This window comes from Isoptericola sp. NPDC056573 (assembly GCF_042793335.1).
In the GTDB taxonomy this organism is placed as follows: Bacteria; Actinomycetota; Actinomycetes; order Actinomycetales; family Cellulomonadaceae; genus Isoptericola.
Map to the genome: position 1 here is coordinate 157,221 of NZ_JBHTUY010000001.1, position 25,930 is coordinate 183,150.

Annotated in this window: 25 protein-coding genes and 2 riboswitches; of the genes, 13 read left to right on the plus strand and 12 right to left on the minus strand. The window is 73.0% G+C overall.

Annotated features, from left to right (window positions below):
* Positions 1–41: 41 nt before the first annotated feature.
* Both ACFQ8E_RS00750 and rfbB read left to right on the plus strand, forming a co-directional pair.
* Positions 42–1,355 (plus strand): UDP-glucose dehydrogenase family protein, encoded by a 1,314-nt coding sequence (locus ACFQ8E_RS00750; protein ID WP_430548651.1) that lies wholly within the window; start codon positions 42–44, stop codon positions 1,353–1,355.
* A 36-nt stretch (positions 1,356–1,391) separates the two neighbouring features.
* Complete coding sequence (gene rfbB, locus ACFQ8E_RS00755; protein ID WP_430548652.1) at positions 1,392–2,387, plus strand: dTDP-glucose 4,6-dehydratase; 996 nt, start codon at positions 1,392–1,394, stop codon at positions 2,385–2,387.
* 12 nt (positions 2,388–2,399) lie between these two features.
* Here rfbB and ACFQ8E_RS00760 read toward each other — a convergent pair whose 3' ends face one another.
* Positions 2,400–3,017: a dTDP-4-dehydrorhamnose 3,5-epimerase family protein gene (locus tag ACFQ8E_RS00760; protein WP_430548653.1), complete on the minus strand. Its 618-nt coding sequence runs from the start codon at positions 3,015–3,017 to the stop codon at positions 2,400–2,402.
* Between the two features lie 61 nt (positions 3,018–3,078).
* Here ACFQ8E_RS00760 and rfbD point away from each other — a divergent pair, with 61 nt between their 5' ends.
* Entirely contained in the window at positions 3,079–3,963 is an 885-nt protein-coding gene (gene rfbD / locus ACFQ8E_RS00765) for a dTDP-4-dehydrorhamnose reductase (protein WP_430548654.1), read from the plus strand.
* 39 nt (positions 3,964–4,002) lie between these two features.
* Here the strand turns inward: rfbD and rfbA are convergent, their stop codons facing one another.
* A complete protein-coding gene (rfbA, locus tag ACFQ8E_RS00770; protein ID WP_430548655.1) occupies positions 4,003–4,866 on the minus strand; it encodes a glucose-1-phosphate thymidylyltransferase RfbA in 864 nt (287 codons plus the stop codon).
* A 311-nt stretch (positions 4,867–5,177) separates the two neighbouring features.
* Here rfbA and ACFQ8E_RS00775 point away from each other — a divergent pair, with 311 nt between their 5' ends.
* Positions 5,178–6,524: an MFS transporter gene (locus tag ACFQ8E_RS00775; RefSeq protein ID WP_430548656.1), complete on the plus strand. Its 1,347-nt coding sequence runs from the start codon at positions 5,178–5,180 to the stop codon at positions 6,522–6,524.
* 42 nt (positions 6,525–6,566) lie between these two features.
* Here the strand turns inward: ACFQ8E_RS00775 and ACFQ8E_RS00780 are convergent, their stop codons facing one another.
* Both ACFQ8E_RS00780 and serC read right to left on the minus strand, forming a co-directional pair.
* Positions 6,567–7,400: an MHYT domain-containing protein gene (locus tag ACFQ8E_RS00780; protein WP_430548657.1), complete on the minus strand. Its 834-nt coding sequence runs from the start codon at positions 7,398–7,400 to the stop codon at positions 6,567–6,569.
* 132 nt (positions 7,401–7,532) lie between these two features.
* Positions 7,533–8,717, minus strand: coding sequence for a phosphoserine transaminase (gene serC / locus ACFQ8E_RS00785; RefSeq protein ID WP_430548658.1), 1,185 nt, complete (start codon positions 8,715–8,717; stop codon positions 7,533–7,535).
* Positions 8,718–8,865: 148 nt separating this feature from the next.
* Here serC and ACFQ8E_RS00790 point away from each other — a divergent pair, with 148 nt between their 5' ends.
* The 4 genes from ACFQ8E_RS00790 to ACFQ8E_RS00805 all read left to right on the plus strand — a co-directional run bounded on the left by ACFQ8E_RS00790 (position 8,866) and on the right by ACFQ8E_RS00805 (position 13,019).
* Positions 8,866–9,585 (plus strand): metal-dependent transcriptional regulator, encoded by a 720-nt coding sequence (locus ACFQ8E_RS00790; RefSeq protein ID WP_430548659.1) that lies wholly within the window; start codon positions 8,866–8,868, stop codon positions 9,583–9,585.
* Between the two features lie 131 nt (positions 9,586–9,716).
* Positions 9,717–9,894: riboswitch (cyclic di-AMP (ydaO/yuaA leader) on the plus strand.
* Between the two features lie 3 nt (positions 9,895–9,897).
* Positions 9,898–10,686 carry a C40 family peptidase gene (locus ACFQ8E_RS00795; RefSeq protein WP_430548660.1) on the plus strand — a complete coding sequence of 263 codons (789 nt, stop codon included), beginning with the start codon at positions 9,898–9,900 and terminating at the stop codon, positions 10,684–10,686.
* Between the two features lie 190 nt (positions 10,687–10,876).
* A riboswitch (cyclic di-AMP (ydaO/yuaA leader) is annotated at positions 10,877–11,063 on the plus strand.
* Complete coding sequence (locus tag ACFQ8E_RS00800) at positions 11,064–11,876, plus strand: C40 family peptidase (RefSeq protein ID WP_430548661.1); 813 nt, start codon at positions 11,064–11,066, stop codon at positions 11,874–11,876. It begins immediately after the preceding riboswitch.
* A 174-nt stretch (positions 11,877–12,050) separates the two neighbouring features.
* Positions 12,051–13,019 carry a universal stress protein gene (locus ACFQ8E_RS00805; RefSeq protein ID WP_430548662.1) on the plus strand — a complete coding sequence of 323 codons (969 nt, stop codon included), beginning with the start codon at positions 12,051–12,053 and terminating at the stop codon, positions 13,017–13,019.
* A gap of 69 nt (positions 13,020–13,088) precedes the next feature.
* On the opposite strand, the gene ACFQ8E_RS00810 is transcribed toward ACFQ8E_RS00805, so the two are convergent.
* Together ACFQ8E_RS00810 and ACFQ8E_RS00815 are read right to left on the minus strand one after the other, a co-directional pair.
* Positions 13,089–13,925 (minus strand): ABC transporter permease, encoded by an 837-nt coding sequence (locus tag ACFQ8E_RS00810; RefSeq protein WP_430548663.1) that lies wholly within the window; start codon positions 13,923–13,925, stop codon positions 13,089–13,091.
* The gene (locus ACFQ8E_RS00815; protein WP_430548664.1) at positions 13,922–14,953 is read right to left on the minus strand and encodes an ATP-binding cassette domain-containing protein; all 1,032 of its coding nucleotides are present in this window, start codon (positions 14,951–14,953) and stop codon (positions 13,922–13,924) included. Before ACFQ8E_RS00815 ends, ACFQ8E_RS00810 begins: the two co-directional genes overlap by 4 nt.
* 111 nt (positions 14,954–15,064) lie before the next feature.
* Here ACFQ8E_RS00815 and ACFQ8E_RS00820 point away from each other — a divergent pair, with 111 nt between their 5' ends.
* On the plus strand, positions 15,065–16,462 hold the full coding sequence (locus tag ACFQ8E_RS00820) for a serine hydrolase domain-containing protein (protein WP_430548665.1): 1,398 nt from the start codon (positions 15,065–15,067) through the stop codon (positions 16,460–16,462).
* Between the two features lie 4 nt (positions 16,463–16,466).
* Here ACFQ8E_RS00820 and ACFQ8E_RS00825 read toward each other — a convergent pair whose 3' ends face one another.
* Entirely contained in the window at positions 16,467–17,237 is a 771-nt protein-coding gene (locus tag ACFQ8E_RS00825; protein WP_430548666.1) for a GntR family transcriptional regulator, read from the minus strand.
* Between the two features lie 334 nt (positions 17,238–17,571).
* Here ACFQ8E_RS00825 and ACFQ8E_RS00830 point away from each other — a divergent pair, with 334 nt between their 5' ends.
* The 4 genes from ACFQ8E_RS00830 to ehuA are packed head-to-tail and all read left to right on the plus strand — an operon-like array spanning position 17,572 to position 20,734.
* The gene (locus tag ACFQ8E_RS00830) at positions 17,572–18,501 is read left to right on the plus strand and encodes a transporter substrate-binding domain-containing protein (protein ID WP_430548667.1); all 930 of its coding nucleotides are present in this window, start codon (positions 17,572–17,574) and stop codon (positions 18,499–18,501) included.
* 4 nt (positions 18,502–18,505) lie between these two features.
* Positions 18,506–19,273, plus strand: a complete 768-nt coding sequence (gene ehuC / locus ACFQ8E_RS00835) for an ectoine/hydroxyectoine ABC transporter permease subunit EhuC (RefSeq protein WP_430548668.1) — start codon at positions 18,506–18,508, stop codon at positions 19,271–19,273.
* Entirely contained in the window at positions 19,270–19,917 is a 648-nt protein-coding gene (ehuD, locus tag ACFQ8E_RS00840) for an ectoine/hydroxyectoine ABC transporter permease subunit EhuD (protein WP_430548669.1), read from the plus strand. Before ehuC ends, ehuD begins: the two co-directional genes overlap by 4 nt.
* Positions 19,918–19,945: 28 nt before the next feature.
* Complete coding sequence (ehuA, locus tag ACFQ8E_RS00845) at positions 19,946–20,734, plus strand: ectoine/hydroxyectoine ABC transporter ATP-binding protein EhuA (protein ID WP_430548670.1); 789 nt, start codon at positions 19,946–19,948, stop codon at positions 20,732–20,734.
* A gap of 94 nt (positions 20,735–20,828) precedes the next feature.
* Here the strand turns inward: ehuA and ACFQ8E_RS00850 are convergent, their stop codons facing one another.
* The 5 genes from ACFQ8E_RS00850 to ACFQ8E_RS00870 all read right to left on the minus strand — a co-directional run bounded on the left by ACFQ8E_RS00850 (position 20,829) and on the right by ACFQ8E_RS00870 (position 25,734).
* Positions 20,829–22,115, minus strand: coding sequence for a hypothetical protein (locus tag ACFQ8E_RS00850; RefSeq protein ID WP_430548671.1), 1,287 nt, complete (start codon positions 22,113–22,115; stop codon positions 20,829–20,831).
* A gap of 272 nt (positions 22,116–22,387) precedes the next feature.
* Positions 22,388–23,704: an aminotransferase class I/II-fold pyridoxal phosphate-dependent enzyme gene (locus ACFQ8E_RS00855; protein WP_430548672.1), complete on the minus strand. Its 1,317-nt coding sequence runs from the start codon at positions 23,702–23,704 to the stop codon at positions 22,388–22,390.
* Positions 23,705–23,792: 88 nt separating this feature from the next.
* Positions 23,793–24,311 carry an SRPBCC family protein gene (locus ACFQ8E_RS00860; RefSeq protein ID WP_430548673.1) on the minus strand — a complete coding sequence of 173 codons (519 nt, stop codon included), beginning with the start codon at positions 24,309–24,311 and terminating at the stop codon, positions 23,793–23,795.
* Positions 24,308–25,231 carry a hypothetical protein gene (locus ACFQ8E_RS00865; protein WP_430548674.1) on the minus strand — a complete coding sequence of 308 codons (924 nt, stop codon included), beginning with the start codon at positions 25,229–25,231 and terminating at the stop codon, positions 24,308–24,310. The genes ACFQ8E_RS00860 and ACFQ8E_RS00865 overlap by 4 nt, the downstream gene beginning before the upstream one ends.
* Positions 25,228–25,734, minus strand: coding sequence for an OsmC family protein (locus ACFQ8E_RS00870; protein ID WP_430548675.1), 507 nt, complete (start codon positions 25,732–25,734; stop codon positions 25,228–25,230). Before ACFQ8E_RS00870 ends, ACFQ8E_RS00865 begins: the two co-directional genes overlap by 4 nt.
* Between the last annotated feature and the right edge of the window lie 196 nt (positions 25,735–25,930).

Sequence of the window (25,930 nt, forward strand, 5' to 3'; positions counted from 1 at the left end):
GCCTCGTCGTCCCACGGATGCCTCGATGAAGGGCAGCGAACGTGCAGGTCTCGGTGATCGGTCTGGGGTATCTCGGTGCGGTGCACGCCGCGAGCCTGGCGCAGCTGGGCCACGACGTCGTGGGCGTCGACGTCGACGCCGAGCGGGTGGACGCGCTGGCCGCGGGCAAGGCGCCGTTCTTCGAACCAGGGCTGGACGAGCTGTTGTCGCAGGTCATGGGCACAGGCCGGCTGACCGTCTCGACCGACATGGCTGCGGTCGCCGGGTCACAGGTGCACTTCGTGTGCGTCGGGACGCCCCAGCGGAAGGACGGCCCCGCGGCCGACCTCGCCTTCGTGGACGCCGCGGTGGACGAGCTGGTCGAGTACCTCGCGGCGGGTGAAATCGTCGTCGGCAAGTCCACCGTCCCGGTGGGCACGGCGCAACGACTCGCGGGCGTCGTCGCGGCGGCGCGGCCAGGGGCGGTGCTCGCCTGGAACCCGGAGTTTCTGCGCGAGGGCTTCGCCGTGCAGGACACGCTGCACCCCGACCGCCTCGTCTACGGCGTGCCCGACGGCGCGGCGGGGGAGCGGGCCACGGCGGCGCTCGACACCGTCTACGCCCGGCCGCTCGCCGAGGGCGTGCCGCGGATCGTCACGGACTACCCGACGGCCGAGCTGGTGAAGGTGGCCGCCAACTCGTTCCTCGCCACCAAGATCTCCTTCATCAACGCCATGGCCGAGCTGTGCGAGGTGGCGGGGGGCGACGTCGCCCGCCTCGCGGACGCGATCGGCCACGACGCGCGCATCGGGCGCCGCTTCCTCAACGCCGGCCTGGGCTTCGGGGGAGGCTGCCTCCCCAAGGACATCCGCGCCTTCCGCGCCCGCGCCGACGAGCTCGGGGCGGGCGACGCCGTCGCCTTCCTCGGCGAGGTGGACGCCATCAACACGCGCCGTCGTACCCGCATGGTGGACCTCGCGTCCGAGGTGCTGGGCGGGATGGTGGAGGGCGCCGAGGTCACGGTGCTCGGCGCCGCGTTCAAGCCCGACAGCGACGACGTCCGCGACTCGCCCGCCCTCGACGTCGCGGCCCGCCTGGCGGAGCTCGGCGCCGTCGTGACGGTGCACGACCCGCAGGCCATCGACAACGCCCGCGCGAAGCAGCCGCACCTCCACTACGAGCGGGACCTGGAGGCCGCGCTCGCCGGCGCGGACGCCGTCCTCCTCCTCACGGAGTGGAAGCAGTACCGCGACCTCGACCCGGAGCACGTGGGCACGCTGGTCGCGCAGCGCACGATCCTCGACGGCCGCAACGCCCTGGACCGCGCCGCGTGGACCGGGGGCGGCTGGCAGTATCGTGCTCTCGGCCGGCGCTGAGCCGGTCGTTCCCTCCACAGATGGGTTCAGGTCCTCATGCGGGTTCTGGTCACCGGTGGCGCCGGTTTCATCGGGGCGAACTTCGTCCAGCAGACGGTCGCGGAGCGCCCGGACGCCGTGGTGACGGTGCTGGACGCGTTGACGTACGCCGGGGACCGGTCGTCGTTGGCCCCGGTCGCGGACCGGGTGAACTTCGTCCAGGCGTCCGTCACCGACGCGGAGGCGGTGGACGGCCTCGTGGGCGACGCGGACCTCGTCGTGCACTTCGCCGCGGAGTCGCACAACGACAACTCGCTGGCGGACCCGTCGCCGTTCGTGCAGACCAACGTGGTGGGCACGTTCACGCTGCTCGAGGCGGTGCGCCGCCACGGGGTGCGGTACCACCACATCTCGACGGACGAGGTGTACGGCGACCTGCCGCTGGAGGGCGACGAGAGGTTCACCCCGGCGACGCCGTACAACCCCTCGAGCCCATACTCGTCGACGAAGGCCGGCTCCGACCTGCTGGTGCGCGCGTGGGTACGCTCGTTCGGCATCGAGGCGACGATCTCGAACTGCTCGAACAACTACGGCCCGTACCAGCACGTGGAGAAGTTCATCCCGCGGCAGGTCACCAACCTCATCGACGGGACCCGTCCCCGCCTGTACGGGGCAGGGCTGAACGTGCGCGACTGGATCCACGTCCACGACCACAACACCGCCGTGTGGGCGATCATCGACCGCGGCCGCGTCGGCGAGACGTACCTCATCGGCGCCGACGGCGAGACCAACAACCTCGAGGTGGTCCGCACCCTCAACGAGCTGTTCGGGCGCGACGCGGACGACTTCGACCACGTCGCCGACCGGCCCGGGCACGACCTGCGCTACGCGATCGACGCCACGAAGCTGCGGACCGAGCTCGGCTGGACCCCGCAGTTCACCGACTTCCGCTCCGGCCTGGCCGCGACGGTCGACTGGTACCGGACGCACGAGGACTGGTGGCGCCCGGCCAAGGCGGCCGTGGAGGCGAAGTACGCCCGCAGCGGCCAGTAGGGGTGCGCGGCGTCAGCCGCGGAGCGACGCGAGGTAGTCCTCGACGGCGTCGTGGGTGGGCAGCAGGCCCTGGGCCCTCGCCTCGGCCAGGCCGGGGGCGGCGGTGTCCTTGTCGGACAGCTGCGCGACCAGCGGCGAGCCGTCGCGGGCCGTCGTGGGCCACTCGATGCCGACCTCCGGGTCCAGGGGGTGGATGCCGTGCTCGTGGCCGGGGTTGTAGCCCGCGGAGCACAGGTAGAGCACGGTCGAGCCGTCCTCCAGGGACATGAACGCGTGGCCCAGGCCCTCGCCGAGGTAGATGGCGCGCCGGTCGACGTCGTCGAGCAGGACGGAGTCCCACCGCCCGAAGGTGGGCGAGCCGACGCGGACGTCGACGACGACGTCGAGGACGGCGCCCTTCGCGCAGGTGACGTACTTCGCCTGGCCGGGCGGGACGTCGGCGAAATGGATGCCGCGCAGCACGCCGGCGGCGGACACCGAGGCGTTGGCCTGCCGCAGGTCGAGCGGGTGGCCGACGGCGTCCGCGAACGGCCCGGCCTTGAACCACTCGAGGAAGACGCCGCGAGGGTCGCCGTGCTGCTGCGGCGTGATCTCGTAGGCGCCGGGGACGGCCAGCTCGCGGATCTGCACGGGGCGCTCCTTCGCGGGGTCGGCCAGGTTTCGACGACGGTCGGGCCCGTAGGATCCTACGGTGACCGAGACCACGACGGCACCGCCCGCCACCTCCGCGTCGCGACGCTGGCTGGTCGTCGGCGCCACGGGAATGCTGGGGACCGACCTGCTGGCCCGTCTCGGAGACGCCGGGGCGGACGTCGTCGGGCTGCGTCGGGCGGACCTCGACGTCACGGACGCCGACGCCGTCCTGGCCGCGGCCCGCGGGTTCGACGTCGTGGTCAACGCCGCCGCGTGGACGGCGGTCGACGACGCCGAGGCCCACGAGGCCGAGGCGTTCCGCGTCAATGCGACCGGAGCCGCGAATCTCGCGCGGGCCGCGCACGCGGCGGGCGCCCGCCTGGTGCAGGTGTCCACGGACTACGTGTTCGACGGCGCCGCCACCGCGCCCTACGACGAGGACGCGCCGCTCGCGCCCGTGTCCGCGTACGGGCGCACCAAGGCTGCGGGGGAGTGGGCCGTGCGCGCGGAGGCGCCGGACCACCTGATCGTGCGGACCGCCTGGCTGTACGGGGCGCACGGCGGCTGCTTCCCGAGGACGATGGCGCGCCTCGGCGCCGAGAAGGACCGTCTCGCGGTCGTGGACGACCAGGTCGGCCAGCCCACCTGGACGCGCGACCTGACCGACCTGATCGCCCGCCTCGTCGAGGCGGGGGTCCCGGCGGGCACGTACCACGGCACGGCCTCGGGGCGGACGTCGTGGTTCGGGTTCGCCCGCCGCGTCCTCGCGTCCGCGAGCTTGGACACCCCGCTGGAGCCCACGACGTCCGACGCGTTCGTGCGCCCCGCGCCGCGGCCGGCGTTCTCCGTGCTCGGCCACGACGCCCTACGGGCTGCCGGCGTCGAGCCCATCGGCGACTGGGCGGAGCGCTGGGACGCCGCCGCGGCCGAGGTGCTCGCCTGACGGGTCTCGCCCGACGGGTGCTCGCCCGAGACTGCCGGGCTACTGCTCGAGCAGGCCGAGCAGGTAGGTGCCGTAGCCGGACTTCACGAGGGCCTCGGCGCGGACGCGCAGGTCGTCGTCGGACAGGAAGCCGCGCCGCCACGCGACCTCCTCGGGCGCGCCCACCTTGAGGCCCTGGCGGCGCTCGATCGTGCGGACGAAGTCGGACGCTTCCAGCAGCGAGTCGAACGTGCCCGTGTCGAGCCAGGCCGTGCCGCGGGGCAGGACCTCCACGTGCAGGTCCCCGCGGTCGAGGTAGGTGCGGTTGACGTCCGTGATCTCGTACTCGCCGCGCGCCGACGGCTGGAGGCCCTTGGCGATCTCGACCACGTCGTTGTCGTAGAAGTAGAGGCCCGGCACGGCGTAGCTCGACTTCGGCCGCGCCGGCTTCTCCTCCAGCGACACGGCGCGCCCGTCGGCGTCGAACTCGACCACGCCGTACGCCGTCGGGTCCGCGACCCGGTAGGCGAACACGGCGCCGCCCTCGACCGAGGTGAACTTCTGCAGCTGGTCGCCCAGGCCCTGGCCGTAGAAGATGTTGTCGCCGAGCACCAGCGCCGCGGCGTCGGACCCGAGGAAGTCCTCGCCGAGCACGAACGCCTGCGCCAGCCCGTTCGGCACCTGCTGCACGGCATAGGCGATCGAGATGCCGAACTGCGACCCGTCGCCCAGGAGGCGCCGGAACTGCGCGGCGTCGTGCGGCGTGGTGATCACCAGCACGTCGCGGATGCCCGCGAGCAGCAGCGTCGACAGCGGGTAGTAGATCATCGGCTTGTCGAAGACCGGCACCAGCTGCTTGCTCACCCCGAGGGTGATCGGGTGCAGCCGGGTGCCGCTGCCGCCCGCCAGGATGATTCCGCGCATCGTTGGTGTCCTCCGCCGGTCCAGTCCTCACGAACACGTCAGCACGTGGTCCGTGCCGTCCGACGCGACGTCGTCGTGAGCACCATCGTGTCCCTCGTCGGGGCCCGGCACGAGCCCGGCGTGCTGAAAGGCCCGACACCCGCGGTGCACACGGCGCACACCGTACTGGACTTCGTCGGACGGGTGGGCCGGGTCACTCACCAGGCGGGGAATAGAACGATTCGATAGTCTGTTGCCACGGTCGACGACACCCCGAGGAGAAGGAGATCCGTGGCCCCCGCGAGCGACGAACCAGCCGGGGAGCTCGATCGATGAGCGCCACCTTCTCCTCCCTGAAGTACACGAACTACCGCATCTGGTTCGCGGCGGCTCTCGTCGCCAACGTCGGCACGTGGATGCAGCGCATCGCCCAGGACTGGATCGTCCTCACCGACCTCAGCGACGACTCGGGCATCGCCGTCGGCCTCACCACGGCCCTCCAGTTCGTGCCGTTCCTGCTGCTCTCCCCGTGGGCGGGCGTGCTCGCCGACCGGCTGCCGCGCCGTCGTCTCCTCATGGCCACCCAGGGCGGGATGGGCGTGCTGGCCCTCGCTCTCGGTGCCCTCGTGCTGTCCGGCCGGGCGGAGCTGTGGCACGTCTACGTCTTCGCGCTCCTTCTCGGCGTCGTGTCCGCGCTGGACAACCCCGCGCGCCAGACCTTCGTCGCCGACATGGTGCCGGCCGACAAGCTGCCGAACGCCGTCGGCCTGAACAGCGCGTCGTTCAACGCCGCGCGCCTCATCGGCCCCGGCGTGGCCGGGCTGCTCATCGCTGCCGTCGGCGCCGGCTGGGTCTTCATGATCAACGGCGTGACCTTCGGGGCGACGATCGCGGCCCTGGCCCTCATGCGAGTCCGCGAGCTGCGGCCCCAGCCGGCCGCGCCGCGCGCCAAGGGTCAGATCCGCGAGGGGGTGCAGTACGTGCGCCGGCGGTCCGACATCGTCGTGATCATGGTCGTGATGTTCGTCGTCTCGACGTTCGGGCTGAACTTCCAGCTCACCTCCGCGCTCATGGCGCGGGTCGAGTTCGGACGCGGGGCCAGCGAGTACGGCATCCTCGGCTCGGTCCTCGCGATCGGCTCCCTCGCGGGAGCCCTGCTCGCCGCGCGCCGGGACCGCCCGCGGGTGCGGCTGGTCATCGGCTCGGCGTTCGCCTTCGCGCTCTCGACGGCGGTGCTCGGCCTCATGCCGACCTACCCGGCGTTCGTCGTCGCGTGCATCCCGGTGGGGCTGTCGTCGCTCACGATGATGACGGCGGCCAACAGCGCGCTCCAGGTGTCCACGGACCCGGCGATGCGGGGCCGGGTCATCGCCCTGTACGTGATGGTCTTCCAGGGCGCGACGCCGATCGGCTCGCCCATCGTCGGCTGGATCGGCGAGGCGTGGGGCCCGCGCTGGTCGATCCTCGTGGGCTCGATCGCCACGTTCCTCGTCGCCGCCGGCGCGACCGCCTGGGCGGTACGGCGCTGGCACCTGCGGGTGCGCTACCGGGTGCTGTCGCGCCCGCACCTCGAGGTCGTCTACCTCGACCGCGAGGTGCTCGAGGGCGTCACCACGCGCGACGGCGTGCGGCGCGAGCTGAGCCGCGCCGACGCCGAGCGGGTGCCGACGACGGCCTGACGGCGTCGGGCCCTCCGCGGCGCAGGCGCCGCGGAGGCGCGCTCAGTGCCGGTGCGTGGCCGGCTCCCGCCGCGAGGCGCGCCGCGCCGGCGGGGTGATCCCGTTCGCGCGCCGCTGCATCCGTGCCTCGAACTCCTGCTGGTCCCGCATCTCCTCCTCGTTCGGCCACATCAGCACGACGAAGATGAGCGCGACCGTGAGCGCCGCGATCCCGAGGATGAGCGGGCCGAGCAGGTCGATGGCGGTCGTGCCGGTCGTCGGCACGCCCGAGGCCCCCGTGATCGTCAGGGCGGCCATGCCGGTGTAGTGCATGCCGCTGACGGCGACGCCCATGATGAGGGCTGCACCGAACGTCGCGGCGCGGCCGCGCACGTTCACGCTGAGCCAGAGGGCCGCCGTCGCCGCGACGATCGCGATGAGCACGGAGAGCCCCACCACGGGCAGGGAGAACTCCATGTGGCCCGTCATCCGCATGGCCGCGATGCCCATGTAGTGCATCGCCGCGACGCCGAGCCCGGCGACGATGCCGCCGGAGACCAGCCACAGGGGGCGGTCGCCCGCGAAGCCGACCAGGAACAGCCCCAGCGCGACGACGACCACGGCCACGAGGGCGCTGAGGACCGTCTGCGGGACGTCGTAGTTGATCGTCATGTCGGTGACCGTGAAGCCGAGCATGGCGATGAAGTGCATGACCCAGACGCCCGTGCCGCCGATGGCGACGGAGGCCACCAGCAGCCAGGCCGCGCGGGTCTTCGTGTCCGTCGCGGCGCGGGCTCGCGCCGTCGCGGACAGGCCGGTGGCCGCCCCGAGGCACGACGCGGCGTACGCGAGCAGCGGGGTGATCAGCCCGTAGGTGAAATGGTGCATCTCCGGCATGCGGGGCCTCCCGGCAACATCGCCCGTCTGTGACGAGGCGGCACGTTATCAGCCCGTGACCTAACGGGTGAAAAATGCTCGCTGAACTGGGACGATGTGAGGCGTGCTCGGGAGGCCCCGCCGGCGAGGGCGTCAGCCGAGGTGTGCCACCACGTGGTCGACGCAGGCGGTGAGGGCCCGGACGTCGTCGGGCTCGACGGCGGGGAACACCCCCACGCGCAGCTGGTTGCGGCCGAGCTTGCGGTACGGGAACACGTCGATGACGCCGTTCTCGCGCAGGACGCGGACGACGGCGGCGGCGTCGATCGCGTCGTCCAGGTCGATCGTCGCGACGACCGTGGACCGCTCGGCCGGGTCGGCGACGAACGGCGTCGCCCAGTCGCGCGCGTCGGCCCAGTCGTAGAGCACGCCCGCGGACTCCGCGGTACGGGCGCTCGACCATGCGAGGCCGCCCGACCCCAGGAGCCACTCGACCTGCTCGGCGAGCAGCACCAGCGTCGCGACCGCGGGCGTGTTCAGCGTCTGGTCGAGGCGCGAGTTGGCGAGCGCGGTCGTCAGGGACAGGAACTCCGGCACCCACCGCCCGGTAGCGGTCCCGGCGGACGCCTCCACGCGCTCGGCGCGCTCGACCGCGGCCGGCGAGCAGACCGCGAGCCACAGGCCGCCGTCGGCCGCGAAGACCTTCTGCGGGCCGAAGTAGTAGACGTCGGTGTCGGCGACGTCCACCGGCAGCGCGCCCGCGCCCGACGTCGCGTCCACGAGGAGCAGGGCCCCGTCGGCGCGGGCGCCGGGCACCTGCCGCACCGGCGCCATCGCGCCGGTCGAGGTCTCGTTGTGCGGCGTCGCGTACACGTCCACGCCGTCGACCGGCGTGAGGTGCGCCACGGTGCCCGGCTCGGCCGACACCACGTCCGGGTCGGCGAGGAAGGGTGCGCGCGTCGTCGCCGCGGCGAACTTCCCGCCGAACTCCCCGAACACCGCGTGCTGTGCACGGCGCTCGACGAGGCTCGCCGCGGCGACCTCCCAGAACGCCGACGCGCCGCCGTTGCCGAGGGCCACCTCGTACCCGTCGGGCAGGGCGAACAGCTCGCCGAGGCCCGTGCGGACGCGCCGCACGAGGTCCTTCACGGCCGGCTGCCGGTGCGACGTCCCCAGCACCGGGGCCGCCGGGTCGCCCGAGGCCGCCAGCGCGGCGACCTGGGCGGGGCGCACCTTGGACGGGCCGGAGCCGAAGCGGCCGTCGGCCGGAAGGAGCGACGCCGGGATGACGACGCTCGGGTGGCTCGAAGGGCTCGGGTGGCTCGACGCAGCGGGCATGGTGTCTCCGGTTCCGGGCGAGTGGGAGCGGGTCGTCGGTGGGGCAGGGCAGGATGTCTCGTCAGGAGTGCGCACGACGGCGCCGCGCGACCCGGCCTGCGCCCACGCGTGCGAATAGACTAGGCCGCGCCGAATGACGGGAGTGGACGTGACCGACCTGATCGACACCACCGAGATGTACCTCAAGACGATCTACGAGCTCGGTGAGGAGGGCATCCCGCCGCTCCGCGCCCGCATCGCCGAGCGACTGGGGCACTCCGGGCCGACGGTGTCGCAGACGGTGGCGCGCATGGAGCGCGACGGTCTCGTCGTCGTGACGGGGGACCGCCACCTGGAGCTCACCGAGGCGGGGCAGACCAAGGCGACCCGCGTGATGCGCAAGCACCGGCTCGCCGAGCGGCTCCTCACGGACGTCATCAAGCTCGACTGGGAGCACGTGCACACCGAGGCGTGCCGCTGGGAGCACGTGATGAGCGACCTCGTCGAGAAGCGGCTCGTCACCCTGCTCGACCACCCCCACGCCGACCCGTACGGCAACCCGATCCCGGGTCTGTCCGAGCTGGGGGAGCAGTACAAGGACGTGCCGTTCCTCGAGGGCGTGCAGTCCCTGCCCGGCGTGCTCGAGGCGCGCAGGGCGAAGGGCCTGGCGGACGGCGACGGCGTCGAGCTGGTGCTCCAGCGGATCGCCGAGCCGCTCCAGGTGGACATCGAGCTGCTGGCGCGTCTCGCCGAGTCCGGTCTCGTGCCGGGCGCGCAGATCGTCGCGCGCACCGCCGGCGACGACGTCGCGGTCGAGGTCGAGGGGTCCGGCATCGTGCTCGACCTGCCCGAGGAGCTGGCGAAGCACCTGTTCGTCGCGAGCCGCTGACCTGCGGTCCGGCTCCTGAGCCGGGGCGGCACGCCACATCGTGACCGCAGCGTGACATCGCCCGGGGTTGTCCGGTACGGTCGGGGCGCTCGTCGGAGTTCATCCTGCGGGCGCTCGACCGGACCGCCGAACCCTGCCACCGGCCGAGCTCCACGGACATCCGCACGGCAGGAGCGGGGGACCCACTTCGGGCGTCGGTGACGACGTCCTTGGGGTGAAGCCGGACGGGCCCGGTCACGGGCACGGACGGCCGGGTGTTTCTCCCACCCGAACCCGACAGCTGACCTCGCAGGCGACAGGAGAGGTAGACACGTGAGCGCACGCACGAACCACGGCCGGCACCGCGCCGCCCGTCGTCCGATCGCCCTCGCCCCGTCCGGCGTCGCCGGCCGCCGTGTGGCCGTGGCCGCCGCCGCCGGTGGCCTCCTGGTCTCGACCTTCGCCAGCGCCGGCGCCGCGCAGGCCGCCCCGGTCGACACCGACGCCGCCAAGAAGCTCAGCACCGTCGACCTCGGTGCCCTGACCGACCAGGCCCGCGAGGCCCTCGAGGCGGCCCCGGTCGTCACCGTCGACGCCAAGGCCAAGGTCGACGTCGAGAAGGTCACCGCGAAGATCGCGGCCGGCGCCGAGATCACCCCGGCCCCGGAGCCCGAGCCGGAGCCGGAGCCCGTCGTCGAGGAGTCGTCGGTCGACGCGGACCGCTCCACCAGCACCGTCTCCCGCTCCGAGGAGCGCGCCGAGGTCGAGACCGCCGTCCCGGCGTCCGCCAACGGCTCGGCCATCGTCTCCATCGCGATGCGCTACGTGGGCGTCCCGTACGTCTCCGGCGGCTCCAGCCCGTCCGGCTTCGACTGCTCCGGCCTGACGCAGTACGTCTACGCGCAGGTCGGCATCAACCTGCCGCGCACCTCGTCCGCGCAGCGCAACGCCGGCACCGTCGTCTCCGCCTCCGAGGCGAAGCCGGGCGACCTGGTCTGGACCCCGGGTCACGTCGCGATCTACGCCGGTGACGGCATGCAGATCGACGCCCCGAAGCCGGGCGACGTCGTGAAGTACCGCGCCATCTGGCAGTCGAACCCCACGTTCATCCGCGTCGGCTGAGTCTGTCCGACACGTCACACGGAGCCCCGCCGCGCCCTTGCGCGGCGGGGCTTCGTCGTGCACGGGTAACCGGTTCGACCTGGGCGGACGCACGTCCGGGAGCGTCGTCCACAGACGCTGTGACCGAAACGTGACATCGCCTCGCGCGTCCGCTACGGTGTCAACCACTCGGCGGGTGATCCGCCGGGTCTCGACCGGAACGCCGAGCCCTGCAGCCGGTCGGGGACCTTGACCGCACGCAGGGGCGGGGGACCCAATTTCGGGCGCTGTTCCACGGCGTCCTTGGGGTGAAGTCGCACGGACCTGGTCCGTGAGGCCGGGTGTTTCTCCCACCCGAACCCGACAGCTGACCTCGTAGGCGACAGGAGAGGGAACACGTGAACGCACGTACCACGCGCGCCCGGCACCGTGCCGCGCGCCGTCCGCTCGGCGGGCTGGTCCAGAGCGTCGGCTCCTCGGTGACCGGCCGTCGGGCCGTCGTCGCCGCAGCCGCCGGCGGACTGCTCGTCTCGACCTTCGCCAGCGCGAGCGCCGCCCAGGCGGCCCCGGTCGACACCGACTCGGCGAAGAAGCTCAGCACCGTCGATCTGGGCGCCCTGAGCGACCAGGCCCGCGAGGCGCTCGAGGCGGCTCCGGTCGTCACGGTCGAGTCCAAGGCCAAGGTCGACATGGAGACCATCAACAAGAAGATCGCGGCCAAGGCCGAGATCACCCCGGCGCCTGAGCCCGAGCCGGAGCCGGAGCCCGTCGTCGAGGAGCAGAGCACCGAGCGCTCCACCGAGACCGCCTCGCGCTCCGCGGAGCGCGAGGAGGCGCCGGCGGCTGCCGAGACCTCGTCCAACTCGTCGCTCGGCCAGCAGGCCGTGTCGATCGCGATGCGCTACATCGGCACGCCCTACGTCGTCGGCGGCGCCAGCCCGTCCGGCTTCGACTGCTCGGGCCTCACGTCCTACGTCTACGGCCAGCTCGGCATCGACCTGCCCCGTACCTCGTCGGACCAGCGCTACGCGGGTAAGCAGATCCCGTTCTCCGAGCTGCAGCCGGGTGACCTCATCTGGAGCCCCGGCCACATCGGCATCTACGCGGGCGACGGGATGGTCGTGGAGGCCTCCCGCCCGATCAACTGGGAGACCGGCTACCACAAGATGTGGCAGTCCGAGTCGGAGGCCGTCGCGCTGCGCGTGTTCTGACGCCGCCCGGCCGACTGGCCGCACCTGGACGCCGTCGACCCCCGTGCCCACCGGCACGGGGGTCGACGTGTCTGGCGTCGCTTTGCTGTGACTTGCGCGATCCTTTCGCTACGCTTGAACCAGGCGCCCTCGACGACGAGGGCGAGCTCCTCGCCAGCGGACAGGAGGCGCGAGATGACACGGCCTGAGGTCGTCCTGGTAGGTGTCGACGGGTCTGCAGCCAGCCTGCACGCCCTCGACTGGGCTGCCGCGTACGCGCGGCGTGTGGGGTGGGGGCTGCACGTCGTCTGTTCCTACTCGTTGCCGTCGTTCACGGCCGCTTCGCTCGACGGCGGGTACGCCGCCCTGGACGACACCGCGATCCAGGAGGGCGCCAAGGCGGTCCTCGCCGAGGCGGAGGAACGGGTCGCCGCCAGCGGGGTCCCCGTGACCGGCACCGTCGCGACGGGGGACGCGGCAGGCGTGCTCGTCGAGATGTCGCGGGAGCACGCGCTCGCCGTCGTGGGCACGCGGGGCAAGGGCGGGTTCACCGAGCGGCTGCTCGGCACCGTCTCCTCGGCCCTGCCGGCGCACGCGCACTGCCCCACGGTGGTGGTGCCGTACCGCGGCGACGGGGGCGGCAGCACCGACGCCGCGGATCGCCGCGACGGCGACGTAGTGCACGAGGTACGCCGCATCGTGGTGGGCGTCGACGGGTCGCCGTCGGCCGAGGTCGCGCTGAAGCACGCCGTCTCGCAGGCGAAGGCGTGGGACGCGGAGCTCGTCGCGGTCGCCGGGGTGCCGCTCGGCGGCGGGGCGGGGATCCTGGCGTGGCTGCCGTCGCAGATCGACCACGAGACGGTCCTGGCCGACGTCAAGGCCGGCCTCGACGTCACCGTGGACCGGGCCCAGGCGGCGAACCCGGGCATGACGATCAAGCGGCACGTGCTCGACGGGACGGGTGCCGAGCTCCTCACCGAGTTCTCCACCGGGGCCGACCTCGTCGTGGTCGGCTCTCGCGGCCGCGGCGGGTTCCGCGGCCTGCTGCTCGGGTCCACCAGCCAGGCGGTGCTGCACCACTCCGCCTGCCCGGTGCTGGTCGTGACGCGCAAGTGCGACGAGGAGCTCAGCGAGGACGGCGCCGACTCCGCCTCCGCCGCCTGAGTGTCGTGAGCATGGTTCTGGCCCGCTTCCGAGCTCGGGAGCGGGCCAGAACCATGCTCACGGCGGGCGTCAGTGGCGGGTGCGGTACAGGTGCATGGTGATCGGGCCGAAGACGGCGGTGAGGACGACGGAGGCGACGAGCACCCAGACGATCTCGCCGCCGTCGGGGGTGCCGGCCATCAGCCCCCGCACGGCGGTGACGAGGTGGGTCACGGGGTTGATCTCGACGAACCGCTGCAGGGCGGCGGGCATCGTCGACGGGTTCACGAAGATGTTCGACGCGAACGTCAGCGGCATCAGCACCATCATCGACACGCCCATGACGGCGTTCGGCGTGCGCAGCAGCAGCCCCAGGATGGTGAAGATCCAGCTCAGCGAGAAGGCGAAGACGAGCAGCAGCAGCACGCCGAGCACGACGCCGACCACCCCGCCGTCGGGGCGGAACCCGAGGATCAGGCCGAGCCCGATCGTCATGACCGACGCGATCGAGTAGCGCACGGTGTCGCCGAGCAGGGCGCCGACGATGGGCGCGGGCCGCCAGATCGGGAGCGAGCGGAACCGGTCGAAGACGCCCTTGGTGATGTCGGTATTGAGCGTGTAGCCCGTGTACACGGTGACGATGACGATGGTCTGCACCAGGATGCCGGGCAGCAGGAACTGGATGTAGGCCGACGTGGACCCGGCGAGCGCGCCGCCGAACAGGTACGTGAACATCAGCGTGAAGATCACGGGGGAGACCAGCACGTCGAACAGCTGCTCGGGCACGTGCTTGATCTTCAGCAGCGCGCGCCACCCGAACGTCAGGGTCATCGAGAGCGCGGACGGCCGTGCGGGCGGCTCGGTGAGCGCCACGGCCTGGCGCAACGTCGTGGTCGCGATCTCGGCAGGTTCCGCGGACGTGGTCATCGGGACACCTCCTGGGCGTCGGCGGGCTCGGCGGCGTCGTCGGCCGGCAGCGGCTTGCCGGTCAGGGTCAGGAACACCTCGTCGAGGCTCGGCTGACCGAGCGTGAACTCCGGCACGGCGATGCCCGCCTCCCCGAGCGCGGGCAGCAGCTGCGCCACCGAGTCCGCCCCGTCGTCGGGCACGCGGGCCGACAGGGCGTACGGGTCCGTGGGCAGCGTGGGCTCGGTGCCCAGCACCTTCTCGACGACGCTCGCCGCGGCCGACCGCTGGCCGGCGTCGGCCAGCCGCAACGACACCGCCCCCTGGCCCACGGAGCGCTTGAGCTCGGTGGAGGTGCCCTCCGCGATGACGGTGCCGTGGTCGATGACGGCGATGCGGTCGGCGAGCTGGTCGGCCTCCTCGAGGTACTGGGTGGTGAGCAGCACGGTGGCGCCGTCCGCGACGAGCACGCGGACGATGTCCCACACCTGGTTGCGGCTGCGGGGGTCGAGCCCGGTGGTGGGCTCGTCGAGGAACAGCACGCGCGGGGCCAGCACCAGCGACGCGGCAAGGTCGATGCGGCGCCGCATGCCGCCGGAGTAGGTCTTGACCTGCCGGGGGCCGGCGTCCGACAGGCTGAAGGCGTCGAGCAGCCCCTCGACGCGCCGCCGTGCCGCCGTGCCGGTGAACCCGTACAGGCGGGCCAGCATGAGCAGGTTCTCGGTGCCGGTCAGGTCCTCGTCGACGGACGCGTACTGGCCGGTGAGCCCGACGGCGGAGCGGACGGCGTCGGCGTCGGCCACGACGTCGTGCCCGAGCACGCGGGCGGTGCCGGCGTCGGGGCGCAGCAGCGTGGCGAGCATGCGCACGACCGTGGTCTTGCCGGCGCCGTTCGGGCCGAGCAGCCCGAAGACGCTGCCGGTCGGGATCCGCAGGTCGACGCCGTCGACGGCCTTGGTGACCTGCTTGCGGGTGGTGAAGTGCTTGACGAGCCCTCGGGCGTCGACGGCGAGGTCGTCGCGCGGCGGGCCGGGGTCTGACGCGGACATGGGAGCTCCCGGGATGTCGGTGACGTGCGTCACGTACCAGGCTAGGACGGCCCACCGACGCGGAACTCATCGGCGGGCGCACGGCGCGACCGCCGTGGCAGGGTGTCGCCCATGACGCCGGAGCCCGCGACCCCGCAGCCGTTCGACCCCGACCACCTCGCCGCCTGGGTCGGCACGCAGGCCGGCTTCGCGCGCGTGCCCGGCGTGCAGTACGCGGTCCGCCTCGGGGACGACACCCTCCTCGAGGGCGCGTGGGGCGTCGCGGACGTCACCACCGGGGAGCCGCTGCGCACGGACCACGTGTTCCGGGTGGCGTCGCACTCCAAGACGTTCACGGCGACGGCGGTGGCCCGGCTCGCGGAGCGGGGTGCGCTGCGCCTGGACGACCCGTTCGACGCGCACCTGTCCGAGCTCGCCGGCGCCGCCGTCGGGCGGGTGACCCTGCGCGAGGCGCTCGGCCACACCGGCGGTGTGCGGCGCGACGGCACCGACGCCGACTTCTGGCAGCTCGGCGCGCCGTTCCCGGGGCGGGACGCCCTGGTGGCGGCGGTGCGCGCCGACGGTCCGGTGCTCGGCCGCGGCGAGACGTTCAAGTACTCGAACCTCGCCTACGGGCTGCTGGGGCTGGTGGTCGAGGCGGTGACGGGGACGCCGTTCGGCCGGCACGTGCGGGACGATCTCCTCGGCCCGCTCGGGCTGGACCACACGTCCCCCGAGGTGGGGGACGGCGTGCCCGCCGTCGTCGGGCACTCCGCCCTGGGCGTCGCCGACGACGGTCGGCTGCCGGTCGCTCCCGTGCGTACGGGGGCGCTGGCCGCGGCGACGGGGTTCTCCTCGACGGCGTCCGACCTCACGCGGTGGTTCGCGGCGCACGCCGACGGCTCGGACCTGCTGCGGCCGGAGACGCGGCGCCTGCTGCAGCGGGACGAGTCGGCGATCGACCGCCCGCACGCCCGGCCGCGGCGCTACGGCCTGGGCTTCGAGACGCGCGAGATCGAGGGGCGCCGAGTCGTCGGGCACGGCGGCGCGTTCCCGGGCCAGCTCAGCCGCACCTGGGCCGACCCGGCCGGGGGCGTCGTCGTGTCCGTGCTGACGAACGCGGTCGACGGCCCCGCCGACACGATCGCGACCGGTCTGTTCGCGCTGGTCGCGACCGCCCTCGACGCCGGCGAGCCCACGGCCGACGAGGCCGCGGCCCTGGGCCGCAGCACCGGTCGGTTCGCCAACCTGTGGGGGTTGACGGACATCGTCCGGCTGGGCCGGGACCTGTGGCTGGTCGATCCGCGTCGGGAGGACCCGTTGGCCGGCGCGGAGCGGCTCGTCGTCGACGGCGACGCCCTGCGGCTGCCGGTCGAGCCGGGGTTCGGGGCGCCCGGGGAGCCGGTCGAGGTGCTGCCCGGCGACGACGGCCGCCCGGCGGGGATCGTCGTCGCCGGGGTCACCTCGTGGCGGGCCGAGGAGTACGAGGCCGGGCGCCGCGCGCAGCTCGCCGCCCGGCCCGGGGCGTGAGCGGCTACGGCTCGGGGAACGTCGGGGTGATCGGGTCGAGGCGCGGGGCGGGGGACGGGCGGGGCTCGTCGAACGTCTCGACCGCGATGGTCTCCGGCTCGAGCAGTCGGGCGACGGCGTCGTCGAGGTTGGTGCGGATCGCGGCGACGAGGCCGTCGGCGTCGCGGGCCTCGAAGCGCTCGACCAGCTCGACGTGCGACTCGGCGGCGTCCTTGCGGACCGCGTAGTCCTCGCTGACCGTGAAGCTCGCGATCCGGACCTCCACGATGAGCGTGGTCATCCAGCGCAGCAGCCAGGGGTTGCCGCTGGCGGCGACGAGCGACCAGTGCACGTTGAGGTCGGCGTCGCCCACGCGGCGCGCGTCCTCGCTGCGCTCGGCGTCGACGAGGGCGTCGTGCGCGGCGCGGACGGCGGCGACCTGGGCCGGGGTGGCTCGCTCGACGGCGAGGGGCGCGGCCGACGTCTCGACGGTCGTGCGCGCCTCGTACAGCGCCCGCACCCGGTCGGCGCCGATGCGCACCACGCTGAGGCCGCGGCCGGGGGTGGAGCGCAGGAGCCCTTCTTGCACCAGGCGCTGCGCGGCCTCGCGGAACGGCCCGCGGCTGACGCCGAGCTGGCTCGACATCTCGACCTCGCGGATGGGTGATCCGACCGGCAGCGCGCCCGAGTAGACGGCGTTGCGCAGCTCGACGGTGATGAGGTCGACCGTCGACGGGCGGGTCACCGGCGAGAGGAACGGCGCGCTTCCGACGGGGGCCGGCGACGATGGGGTCATCTGCTCTCCTTCCAGGCGGTCGGGGGCCGTCCGACCGGGACATATCATCCCGCGCCGTGGCCTCCCGCCAGATCGTGACCCTCTTGTGACCATGGCATGACCGCTTTTTCGGGCGTGCCGAGCCCGTCCGAGGCGGTAGTTCGTCCCGGCAACGCCGCGCTGACCTGCGACGACGCCGAACGGAGCGCGTCGTGGCGGCGCGCCCTCGCTGATTGTAGACAATCCGACATGTGGATACATAGATTGTCGTAGCGTCGGCATCACGGCTACGGTGTCGCACCGTCCAGACCAACGGCTCGGCGCGGACTCCCGCCGGGCGACGAAGGGAGACACCGTGTCGTCCACCAGGACCACGAAGCGCCGCCGGGCGTTCCTCGCAGCCGGTTCCGTGCTCACCATGACCGCGCTGGCCGCCTGCTCGAGCGTCGACGAGGGCGGATCGGGGGACGGCGAGGGCTCGACGCTCCAGAAGATCCAGGACGCCGGTACCGTCAACGTCGCGTTCAACGGCGAGAAGCCGTACAGCTACATGGACGGCGACGAGCTCACCGGCGCGACCATCGCGCTCGACAAGGAGATCTTCGGGGAGCTCGGCGTCGATACCGTCGAGGGCACCGAGACCGAGTGGAATTCGCTCATCCCGGGCCTCAACGCCGGGCGTTACGACACCGTCAGCGCCGGCATGTCGATCCTGCCCGACCGCTGCGAGGCGGCGGCGTTCGCGCTGCCCACCATCATGTACACGACGGCGTTCCTCGTGCCGGAGGGCAACCCGGACAACCTCACGGACTGGCAGTCGGCGGTGGACTCGGGCGTCAAGCTCGCCGTGACGAGCGGTGCCATCGAGGACGGCTACGCCAAGGACACCGGCGTCGAGACGATCACGGTGGGCAGCTCGCAGGACGGCCTCGACGCGGTCGCCTCCGGTCGCGCAGACGCCTTCGCGCTCACCGGAATCTCGATCCGTGCGCTCGCGGAGGGCAGCGACAAGCCGGTGGAGGCGACGGACGCGTTCGTCGCGACCATCGACGGAGTGCCCCAGATCGGTGCGGGTGCGGAGGTGTTCCGACCGGACGACACCGAGCTGCTCGACGCCTACAACGAGAAGCTCAAGCCCATCCTCGAGGACAAGGACAAGTGGCTCGAGATCATGGAGCCGTTCGGCTTCACCGAGGCGGAGTACCCGCCGGCGGGCCTGACCGCGGAGATGCTCTGCGAGGGCGACCTGGCGAAGATCGCGGACGAGCTGGGGCTGGATTCCTGACCGCATGTCAGACGACATTCAGACCCTGACCGACAGGCTCCCCGCTCTGGGCGACGCGGTCGTCGTCACCCTGCAGATGACGCTGGGCGGCGCTGTCCTCGCCATGGTTCTGGCCCTGATCCTCGGGTTCGGCGCGCGCACACAGTCCCTCTGGGTGCGCGCGCCGTCCCGGGTGGTCATCGAGTTCTTCCGCGGCACGTCGCTCGTGGTCCAGGTCTTCTGGTTCTTCTACGTCCTGCCGGTCTTCGGGTTCAAGATGGAGGCGCTCGCCGTCGCGATCGTCGCCCTCGGGCTGAACTACGGGGCGTACGCGGCCGAGGTCGTGCGCGGGTCGATCGGCTCGGTCCCGCAGGGGCAGTGGGAGGCGACGATCGCGCTCAACATGGGCTGGGCCCACCGGGTGCGGCGCGTGATCTTCCCGCAGGCGTGGGCGCTGATGATCCCGCAGCTCACGAACCTGCTGATCCAGCTGCTCAAGGGATCGGCGCTCGCGTACTACATCACACTGCACGACGTGAACTTCTGGACCACCCAGTTGCGTCGCGCAACGAGCGACATCTTCTTCAGCTACTCCGTAGGCCTCATCGTCTACTTCGTCATCGCGTACCTGCTGACCTGGGGGATGAACGTTCTCGAAGAGCGTGCGAAGCGACGACTGGGTCGCGGCACGCGTCCGACGTTGCGTGAGGTCCTGAGCCTCGGTCCCCGCAGGGAGGCCAAGGCCGCCACGGAAGCGACGACGAGCGCGGGGACGGAGGTGACCGCCCGATGATCGACAGAGGAATCTGGGACTGGGAGAAGGCCTGGGAGGTCCTCCCGGACCTGCTCAAGGGTCTGGTCGTGACCGTCGAGGCGACCGTCGTCGGCATGGCCATCGCTGCGATCCTCGGCCTGCTCATCGCTCTGGCGATGCGAGCCCCGACCCGGTGGATCACGGGTCCGCTGCGTCTCGTCGTCAACTTCATCCGGATGACGCCGCTCGTCGTGCAGCTCGTCTTCGTCTGGCTGATGCTCCCGACCATCCCGACGCTGGTCGTCGGGTTCACCGTGTTGGGCGTGCACTACGCGACGTACATGTCGGAGGTCTACCGCGCGGGCATCGAGGCGGTGCCCCGCGGCCAGTGGGAGGCCGCGACCGCGCTCAACCTCTCGCGGGGCCGGACCTGGCGCGCCGTCATCCTGCCCCAGGCGATCAAGAACACGCTGCCGGGCCTGGGGAACTACGCGATCTCCATGTTCAAGGAGACGCCGTTCCTCTTCGCGATCGGCGTGGTCGAGATGTACCAGGCGGCGCAGGCGTTCGGCGCCCTGACCTACTCGTACATCGAGCCCATCACGCTGGTCGGTGTGCTCTTCCTGCTGGTGAGCTACCCGACGTCGCTGCTGGTACGCCGGATGGAGACGCGCCTTGCCTGACCCGACGACCTCCACTGGGAGCACGAACATGACCAACGCCTCGAACGGCACCCCCGCCATCGAGTTCCGCGACGTCACCAAGCGCTTCGGCGACAACGTGGTGCTCGACGGCCTGAACTTCTCGGTCGCGCAGGGCGACCGCGTGACGCTGATCGGCCCGTCCGGCTCCGGCAAGACGACGATCCTGCGCCTGCTGATGACCCTCGAGGAGGCGAACGGCGGGCTCATCCTCATCGACGGCGACCCCTACACGCACGAGTACAAGGGCGACAAGTGGGTCGAGGTCCCGGAGAAGCGGCGCCGTGTCGTGCGCAACCGGGTGGGGATGGTCTTCCAGCAGTTCAACCTGTTCCCCAACATGACCGTGCTGGAGAACATCATCGAGGCGCCGATCCACGTGCTCGGCAAGAGCAAGGCCGAGGCGGTCCAGCGGGCGGAGGAGCTGCTCGAGCAGGTCGGCATGACCGACAAGCGGGACTTCAAGACCAACCAGCTCTCGGGCGGTCAGCAGCAGCGTGTCGCCATCGCGCGGGCGCTCGCCATGGACCCGGAGATCCTGCTGCTCGACGAGGTGACCTCGGCGCTCGACCCGGAGATCGTGGCCGACGTGCTCGGCGTGCTCCGCGAGATCGCCCGCACCACGGACATCACGATGCTGCTCGTGACCCACGAGATGCAGTTCGCCCGCGACGTCTCGAACCGCGTGCTGATGTTCGACCACGGCAAGATCATCGAGGAGGCCGACCCCGAGACGATGTTCACGCACCCCAAGCACGAGCGCACCCAGGAGTTCCTCAAGGCCGTGCTCGGGGGCTGACCCCCTCAGCGCCGAACAGGCGGTTGCTCCCGTTCTCGCGCGTCACAGCGCGTCAGAGCGGGAGCAACCGCCTGTTCGGCGTTCGGAGGTCGGCTCAGGACGCCGGGGTGGGCGTCGGCGTGGCGGCGCCGTCCTGGGCGGAGCCCGACGACGAGCCGGAGCCCTGCTCGGCGTCGGGGGCGGTGCCCCCGGTCCCGGTCCCGGCACCCGTGTCGGTGCCGGTGTCGGTGCCCCCGCCGGTGTCGTCGGAGCCGTCGGCGCCGTCACCGGTGCCGCCGTCCGAGCCGTCGGTGCCCGTGCCGGTGCCGTCGTCCGTGCCGCCGCCGGTGGTGCCGCCGGTGGACCCGTCGGTAGGCGTGTCCGTGCCGGAGTCGGTCCCGGGGTCGGTGCCGGTCGTGCCGTCCGGGGTGGACCCGTCGGTCGGCCGGTCCGTGCTCCCGTCGGTGGTGCCGGTCGTGGACTCGTCCGGGTCCCGGTCGGTGCCGGAGTCGTCCCCGGGCACGTTCGCCGGGTCCTCGGCGGGGCTGGTCGGGGTGGGCACGGTGGTCGAGTCGTCGGAGTCGTTCGAGGTACGGCTGATGCTCGTGCCCGACCCCTCCTGGCCGCGCACCGCGTCGGACAACGGCTTGCCGATGACGAGCTCGACGACCAGCACCACGCCCATGACGACGACGAACAGGGCGGCCGCCGACATCGCGAGCACCTTGCCCGTGCCGTGCTTCTCCACGAAGCGCAGCCAGGCGTTGCGAGGCTCGGGCTCCTCCCCCTCGGGGAGGTCGCCGTCGGGCCCCTCATCGTCGGAGCTCTCGCCGTCCGCGGACGCGAGCCCGGCGTCGACGGCGCCGACCGGTCCGAGGGGGCGGGCCTCCCCGAGCGGCGCGGTGGCGTCGAGGGGCTGCGTGCCAGGGACGGTGCCGTCGGCCAGCGTCTCCGTGACGGACCGTCGTTCGACGGTCGGCGCGTCGCCCGGGGTGCCCTCCGCCCGGGCGTCGGCGGCGTCCGACGTGCTGACCACGGTGCCCCGCGCCGTCGTGGCGGTGCCGGTGACGCGCATCGCGGCGGTGCGCGAGCGCGGGGCGGCGGGGCCGGTGCGGGCCACGACCTTGGTGACGACCGGCTTGAGCTGCTCGTGCGTCTTCTCGATCGAGCGGGTGTAGAGGAAGTTGCCGATGACCGTGACGACGCTCGCCAGGCCCGCGCCGATGATCGTCCCGGCGACGCCGAAGAAGGACATCAGCACCGTGGCGCTGACCGCGGCGAGGGCGCTCGCCACCACCTGGGTGAGCGAGAGCCGGGTCTTGGCGGGGGCTTCCTTCGCGTCGTCGTGCGGGTCGTCGACGGGGTCGCCGGGGGCGGGGTTGCGGGGGGAGGAAGAGGTCACGGAGCGTCGGGTCCAGGTCGGGGTCGTCTGTCCGACGCCCGCCGCACCCGCCGGCACGAGGGCCGCGCGCCGCGGGCTCCGGCGTCTGCCGCGGGCGTCCCCAGCAGCCTAGGCCGGGCGTGTGCAGGTCGCAGCGGGCCGTCGTGACCCGCCCCGAGAGGAAGCGCGAAGATCCTGTGATCCCGCAGGCCTGAGGTGGTGCGGGCGCTCGATCGGCTCTGTTCGTCGAGCGGGACGACGCCCCGTCGAGCGCGCGCACCGTCCCGGCGTGCTCAGGACGCGGTGGCGGCCTCCGCCGCGGCGAGCAGGATGCAGGTGGCGACGCCGTCCATCGCGACCCGCACCTCGTCCAGCGGGGGCATGGTCGGCGCGAGGCGCAGGTTCCGGTCGTCCGGGTCCTGGTGGTACGGGAACGTGGCGCCGGCCGGCGTGAGCGCGATGCCGGCCTCCTTGGCGAGCTGCACGACGCGCGCCGCGGTGCCGGGCACGACGTCGACGGAGACGAAGTACCCGCCGTCGGGCCGGGTCCAGGTGGCGACGCCGGCGTCACCGAGCCGCTCGTCGAGGATGTCGACGACGGCGCGGAACTTGGGCGCGAGGATCTCGCGGTGCTTGCGCATGTGGGCGCGCACGCCCTCCGCGTCGCCGAAGAACCGGACGTGCCGCAGGTGGTTGATCTTGTCCGGCCCGATCGAGCGGATGCCCAGGTGCTTCGTGAACCAGGCGACGTTGGCCGGGGACGCCGCGAAGAACGCGACCCCGGACCCGGCGAACGTGATCTTCGACGTCGACGCGTACAGGAGCACGCGGTCGGGGTTGCCGGCCTCCGCGGCGAGGTCGATCGCGTGCGCGGACTTCGCCTCGTGCTCCGTGAGGTGGTGCACGGCGTAGGCGTTGTCCCAGAAGATGCGGAAGTCGGGGGCGGCGGCGGGCATCGACACGAGGCGCCGGGCGACGGCCTCCGAGACGACCGAGCCGTCCGGGTTGGCGTACGTCGGCACGACCCACAGGCCCTTGACCGTCGGGTCGTCGGCGACCAGGGCGGCGACGGCCTCCGCGTCGGGGCCGTCGGGCGTCATCGGCACGGTGACCATGCGGATGCCGAGCTCCTCGCAGATCGCGAAGTGCCGGTCGTACCCGGGCACGGGGCAGACGAACGTGATCTGCTCCTCGCGTGACCAGGGCCGCTCGGAGCCGGGCACGCCGAACAGCAGGGCCTGCACGATCGTGTCGTACATCAGCGTCAGCGAGGCGTTCCCCTGCGCGAGGAGCTGGTCGACGGGCACGCCGAGCAGCTCGGCGAAGATGCGGCGCAGCTCGGGGAGCCCGGCGAGGCCGCCGTAGTTGCGCGTGTCCGTGCCGTCCTCGGCCGTGTGGTCGCCCTCGCCGGGCAGGGCCAGCAGCGGCTCGGAGAGGCCGAGCTGCTCGGCGGACGGCTTGCCCCGCGTGAGGTCGAGCCTCAGGCCGCGGGCCTGCAGGTCGGCGTACTGGCGGCGCAGGTCCTCGAGCCTCTCGGCGAGGCCGGCGGCCTGGGCGGCCTGGGCGGCCTGGGCGGTGGACGACGGCGCGGTGGAACCCTCGGTGCTCACCCCACGGACCATACCGGCCGTGGGTCGGCTGCGGCAGGGCGTCCCACGACCGTGCGGCGACCGTGCGGCGAGCGGTCGGCGCGGCCGGTCAGCGCCGGCGGTCGAGCGCCCGCGCGAGCCGGCCCAGCGAGAGGTGCATGAAGCCCCGCAGGGCGAGCCCGACCAGCGGGGCGGTGACGGCCCGGGGGAGCGGCCCCGCGAGCCAGGCCTCCTCCCACCACACGACGCGGCAGCGGCCGGCATCCATCGGGACGACGTCGAAGCCCGCCTCGCCGAGCAGCACCGGCCCCAGCTTGCGCAGCCGGGTGCGCCCCACCCGTGCGGCGGCGGTGGAGGGTCGCTCCAGCTGCTCCACGACCATCCGGTCGACGATCACCAGGCGACCCAGGGCGCTGCCCGGGTCGCGCCGCGCGCCCGGGCCGCTCGCCATCGTGCAGCGGTCGCCCAGCTCGGGGCCGTGCCCCGCAGGGCTCTGGAGCCGGGTGGCGACCATCCAGCGGGGGTGGGTGCGCAGGTCCGCGACCCAGGCGAACGCGACGGACGCCTCGACCGGGACGACGCGCGCCACCTCGACGCGGTGCGCGGCGGTCGTGCCGGGTGCCGTCACGAGGCGTCGTCCTCCGTCGCGCCGCCGCGCCCCTTGCGGCGCGGCAGCCACCGGCTCGGCGACGTGCGCCGGGGCGCGTCGAGGGCGCGCAGCGTGGGGACGTCGTCGCCCGGCTCGAGCACGAGCTCCACGACGCGGGGGAAGTGCTCGGGCGGCGGACCGAACGCGCGCCGCGACTGCGCCACGACGCCGTGCCCGAGCGCGCGCCCGCCCGCGACGCCCACCACGAACCCGACGCCGAACGGCAGCAGCCGCCCGAGCGCGAGCGAGCCCTGCTTGGCGACCTGCCGCTTGAGGAACTGGCGGGCGAGGGTCTTGTTGACCCGCTTGATCGTGGTCTGCGGCATGGACGTGAGCAGCACCTTGCCCCACGCCACGGAGGAGCCGCCGATCGCGTTCTCCACGTCCTTCGCGCCCCGGTCGCCCAGCACGGTGGCCAGGAGCAGGGCGCGACGCCGCGGCACGTCGTCGATCTCGATGCCGTGCACGTCGGCGACGGCGAGGGCGAACGCGGCCGACGCCCCGAAGAACGTCGCGACGTCGCCCGTGGTGAGGGCCGTCGCCGCGGCCGTCCCGACCGACGGTGCGGCGGCCGCCGCGCCCACGGCGCCCCCCGCCGTCGTCAGCAGGGTCAGGTACTCCTTCTCGAGGATGCGCACGATCCCGGCCGGGTCGGCCTCGGGGTTGCGCGCCCGCAGGCGGTCCACGTGCTTGTGGATCGCGGCGGACGGGATCGTCACGGCCTTGTCGAGGAGCGCGTCGAGCAGCGGCGTCGGCCGGTACCGCGCCCACTCCTCGCGGCGCGCGGCCGGGTCGCGGACCTCGGCGACCTCGTCGCCCGGCCCGTCGCCCGCCCCGTCCGGGCGCACGACCTCGTCGCCCGGCGTCGGGCCCTCGTCACCCCTGCCGCGCGCGGTCACGACGCGGCGTCCTCCGTGTCGCCCTGCGCCTCGTCGGGCGCCGGCTGCTCGAAGACCGCCGGCGGCACCAGCGCGCCCGCCTTGAGGGTGCGGCCCACGGTGCAGGCCCTGTCGATCGAGCGCTGCGCCAGCAGCAGGGTCTTGTTCCGCGTGGCCTCGTCGAGCCCCGAGAGGTCGATCTCGAAGCGCTCGGTGAGCACCGGGTAGCGGTCCTCGTCCAGGTCCTTCGCGTCCTCGACCCGGATCACGGCCTCGTACGCCTCGCCGAGCACCCGGGCGAACTTCGTGTCGCTGCTCATGCCCGCGCACGCGGCGAGGGCCACCTTGAGCAGCTCGCCCGGCGTGAAGACGGCGCCGGCCTCCACCGGTCCGATCTCCACGCTCGCGCCGCGGGCCGTGTGGCCGCGGTAGGTGCGGTTGCCGGTGCGCTCCACCCACAGCGGGTCGGTGGGCGACGGGGTCACGGGGGCTGCGGTGTCGGGCACGGTGCTCTGGTCCGTCATGAGGTGATCCTCCCACTGCTCGTCCGGGGAAGTCCGGGACGTCCCGAGGAGAACGTGCGGGCCGCGCGTCCGATTCCGGTGTGGCCGGGGTCACACGGGGGAGCTGTCACGGTCCGCCGCCGTCCCCGGTCGACAGGGTGCGGGGCGGCCACCGGGCCGTCCGCCGCAGGGACACCTCAGAAGCACCGCAGAGAGG

Coding starts and splice junctions, on each gene's coding strand:
- rfbB (WP_430548652.1), top strand. CDS start 1,392: ATGCGGGTTCTGGTCACCGGTGGCGCCGGTTTCATCGGGGCGAACTTC.
- rfbA (WP_430548655.1), bottom strand. CDS start 4,866: ATGCGCGGAATCATCCTGGCGGGCGGCAGCGGCACCCGGCTGCACCCG.
- ACFQ8E_RS00775 (WP_430548656.1), top strand. CDS start 5,178: ATGAGCGCCACCTTCTCCTCCCTGAAGTACACGAACTACCGCATCTGG.
- ACFQ8E_RS00780 (WP_430548657.1), bottom strand. CDS start 7,400: ATGCCGGAGATGCACCATTTCACCTACGGGCTGATCACCCCGCTGCTC.
- serC (WP_430548658.1), bottom strand. CDS start 8,717: ATGCCCGCTGCGTCGAGCCACCCGAGCCCTTCGAGCCACCCGAGCGTC.
- ACFQ8E_RS00805 (WP_430548662.1), top strand. CDS start 12,051: ATGACACGGCCTGAGGTCGTCCTGGTAGGTGTCGACGGGTCTGCAGCC.
- ACFQ8E_RS00810 (WP_430548663.1), bottom strand. CDS start 13,925: ATGACCACGTCCGCGGAACCTGCCGAGATCGCGACCACGACGTTGCGC.
- ACFQ8E_RS00815 (WP_430548664.1), bottom strand. CDS start 14,953: ATGTCCGCGTCAGACCCCGGCCCGCCGCGCGACGACCTCGCCGTCGAC.
- ACFQ8E_RS00820 (WP_430548665.1), top strand. CDS start 15,065: ATGACGCCGGAGCCCGCGACCCCGCAGCCGTTCGACCCCGACCACCTC.
- ACFQ8E_RS00825 (WP_430548666.1), bottom strand. CDS start 17,237: ATGACCCCATCGTCGCCGGCCCCCGTCGGAAGCGCGCCGTTCCTCTCG.
- ehuC (WP_430548668.1), top strand. CDS start 18,506: ATGTCAGACGACATTCAGACCCTGACCGACAGGCTCCCCGCTCTGGGC.
- ehuD (WP_430548669.1), top strand. CDS start 19,270: ATGATCGACAGAGGAATCTGGGACTGGGAGAAGGCCTGGGAGGTCCTC.
- ehuA (WP_430548670.1), top strand. CDS start 19,946: ATGACCAACGCCTCGAACGGCACCCCCGCCATCGAGTTCCGCGACGTC.
- ACFQ8E_RS00870 (WP_430548675.1), bottom strand. CDS start 25,734: ATGACGGACCAGAGCACCGTGCCCGACACCGCAGCCCCCGTGACCCCG.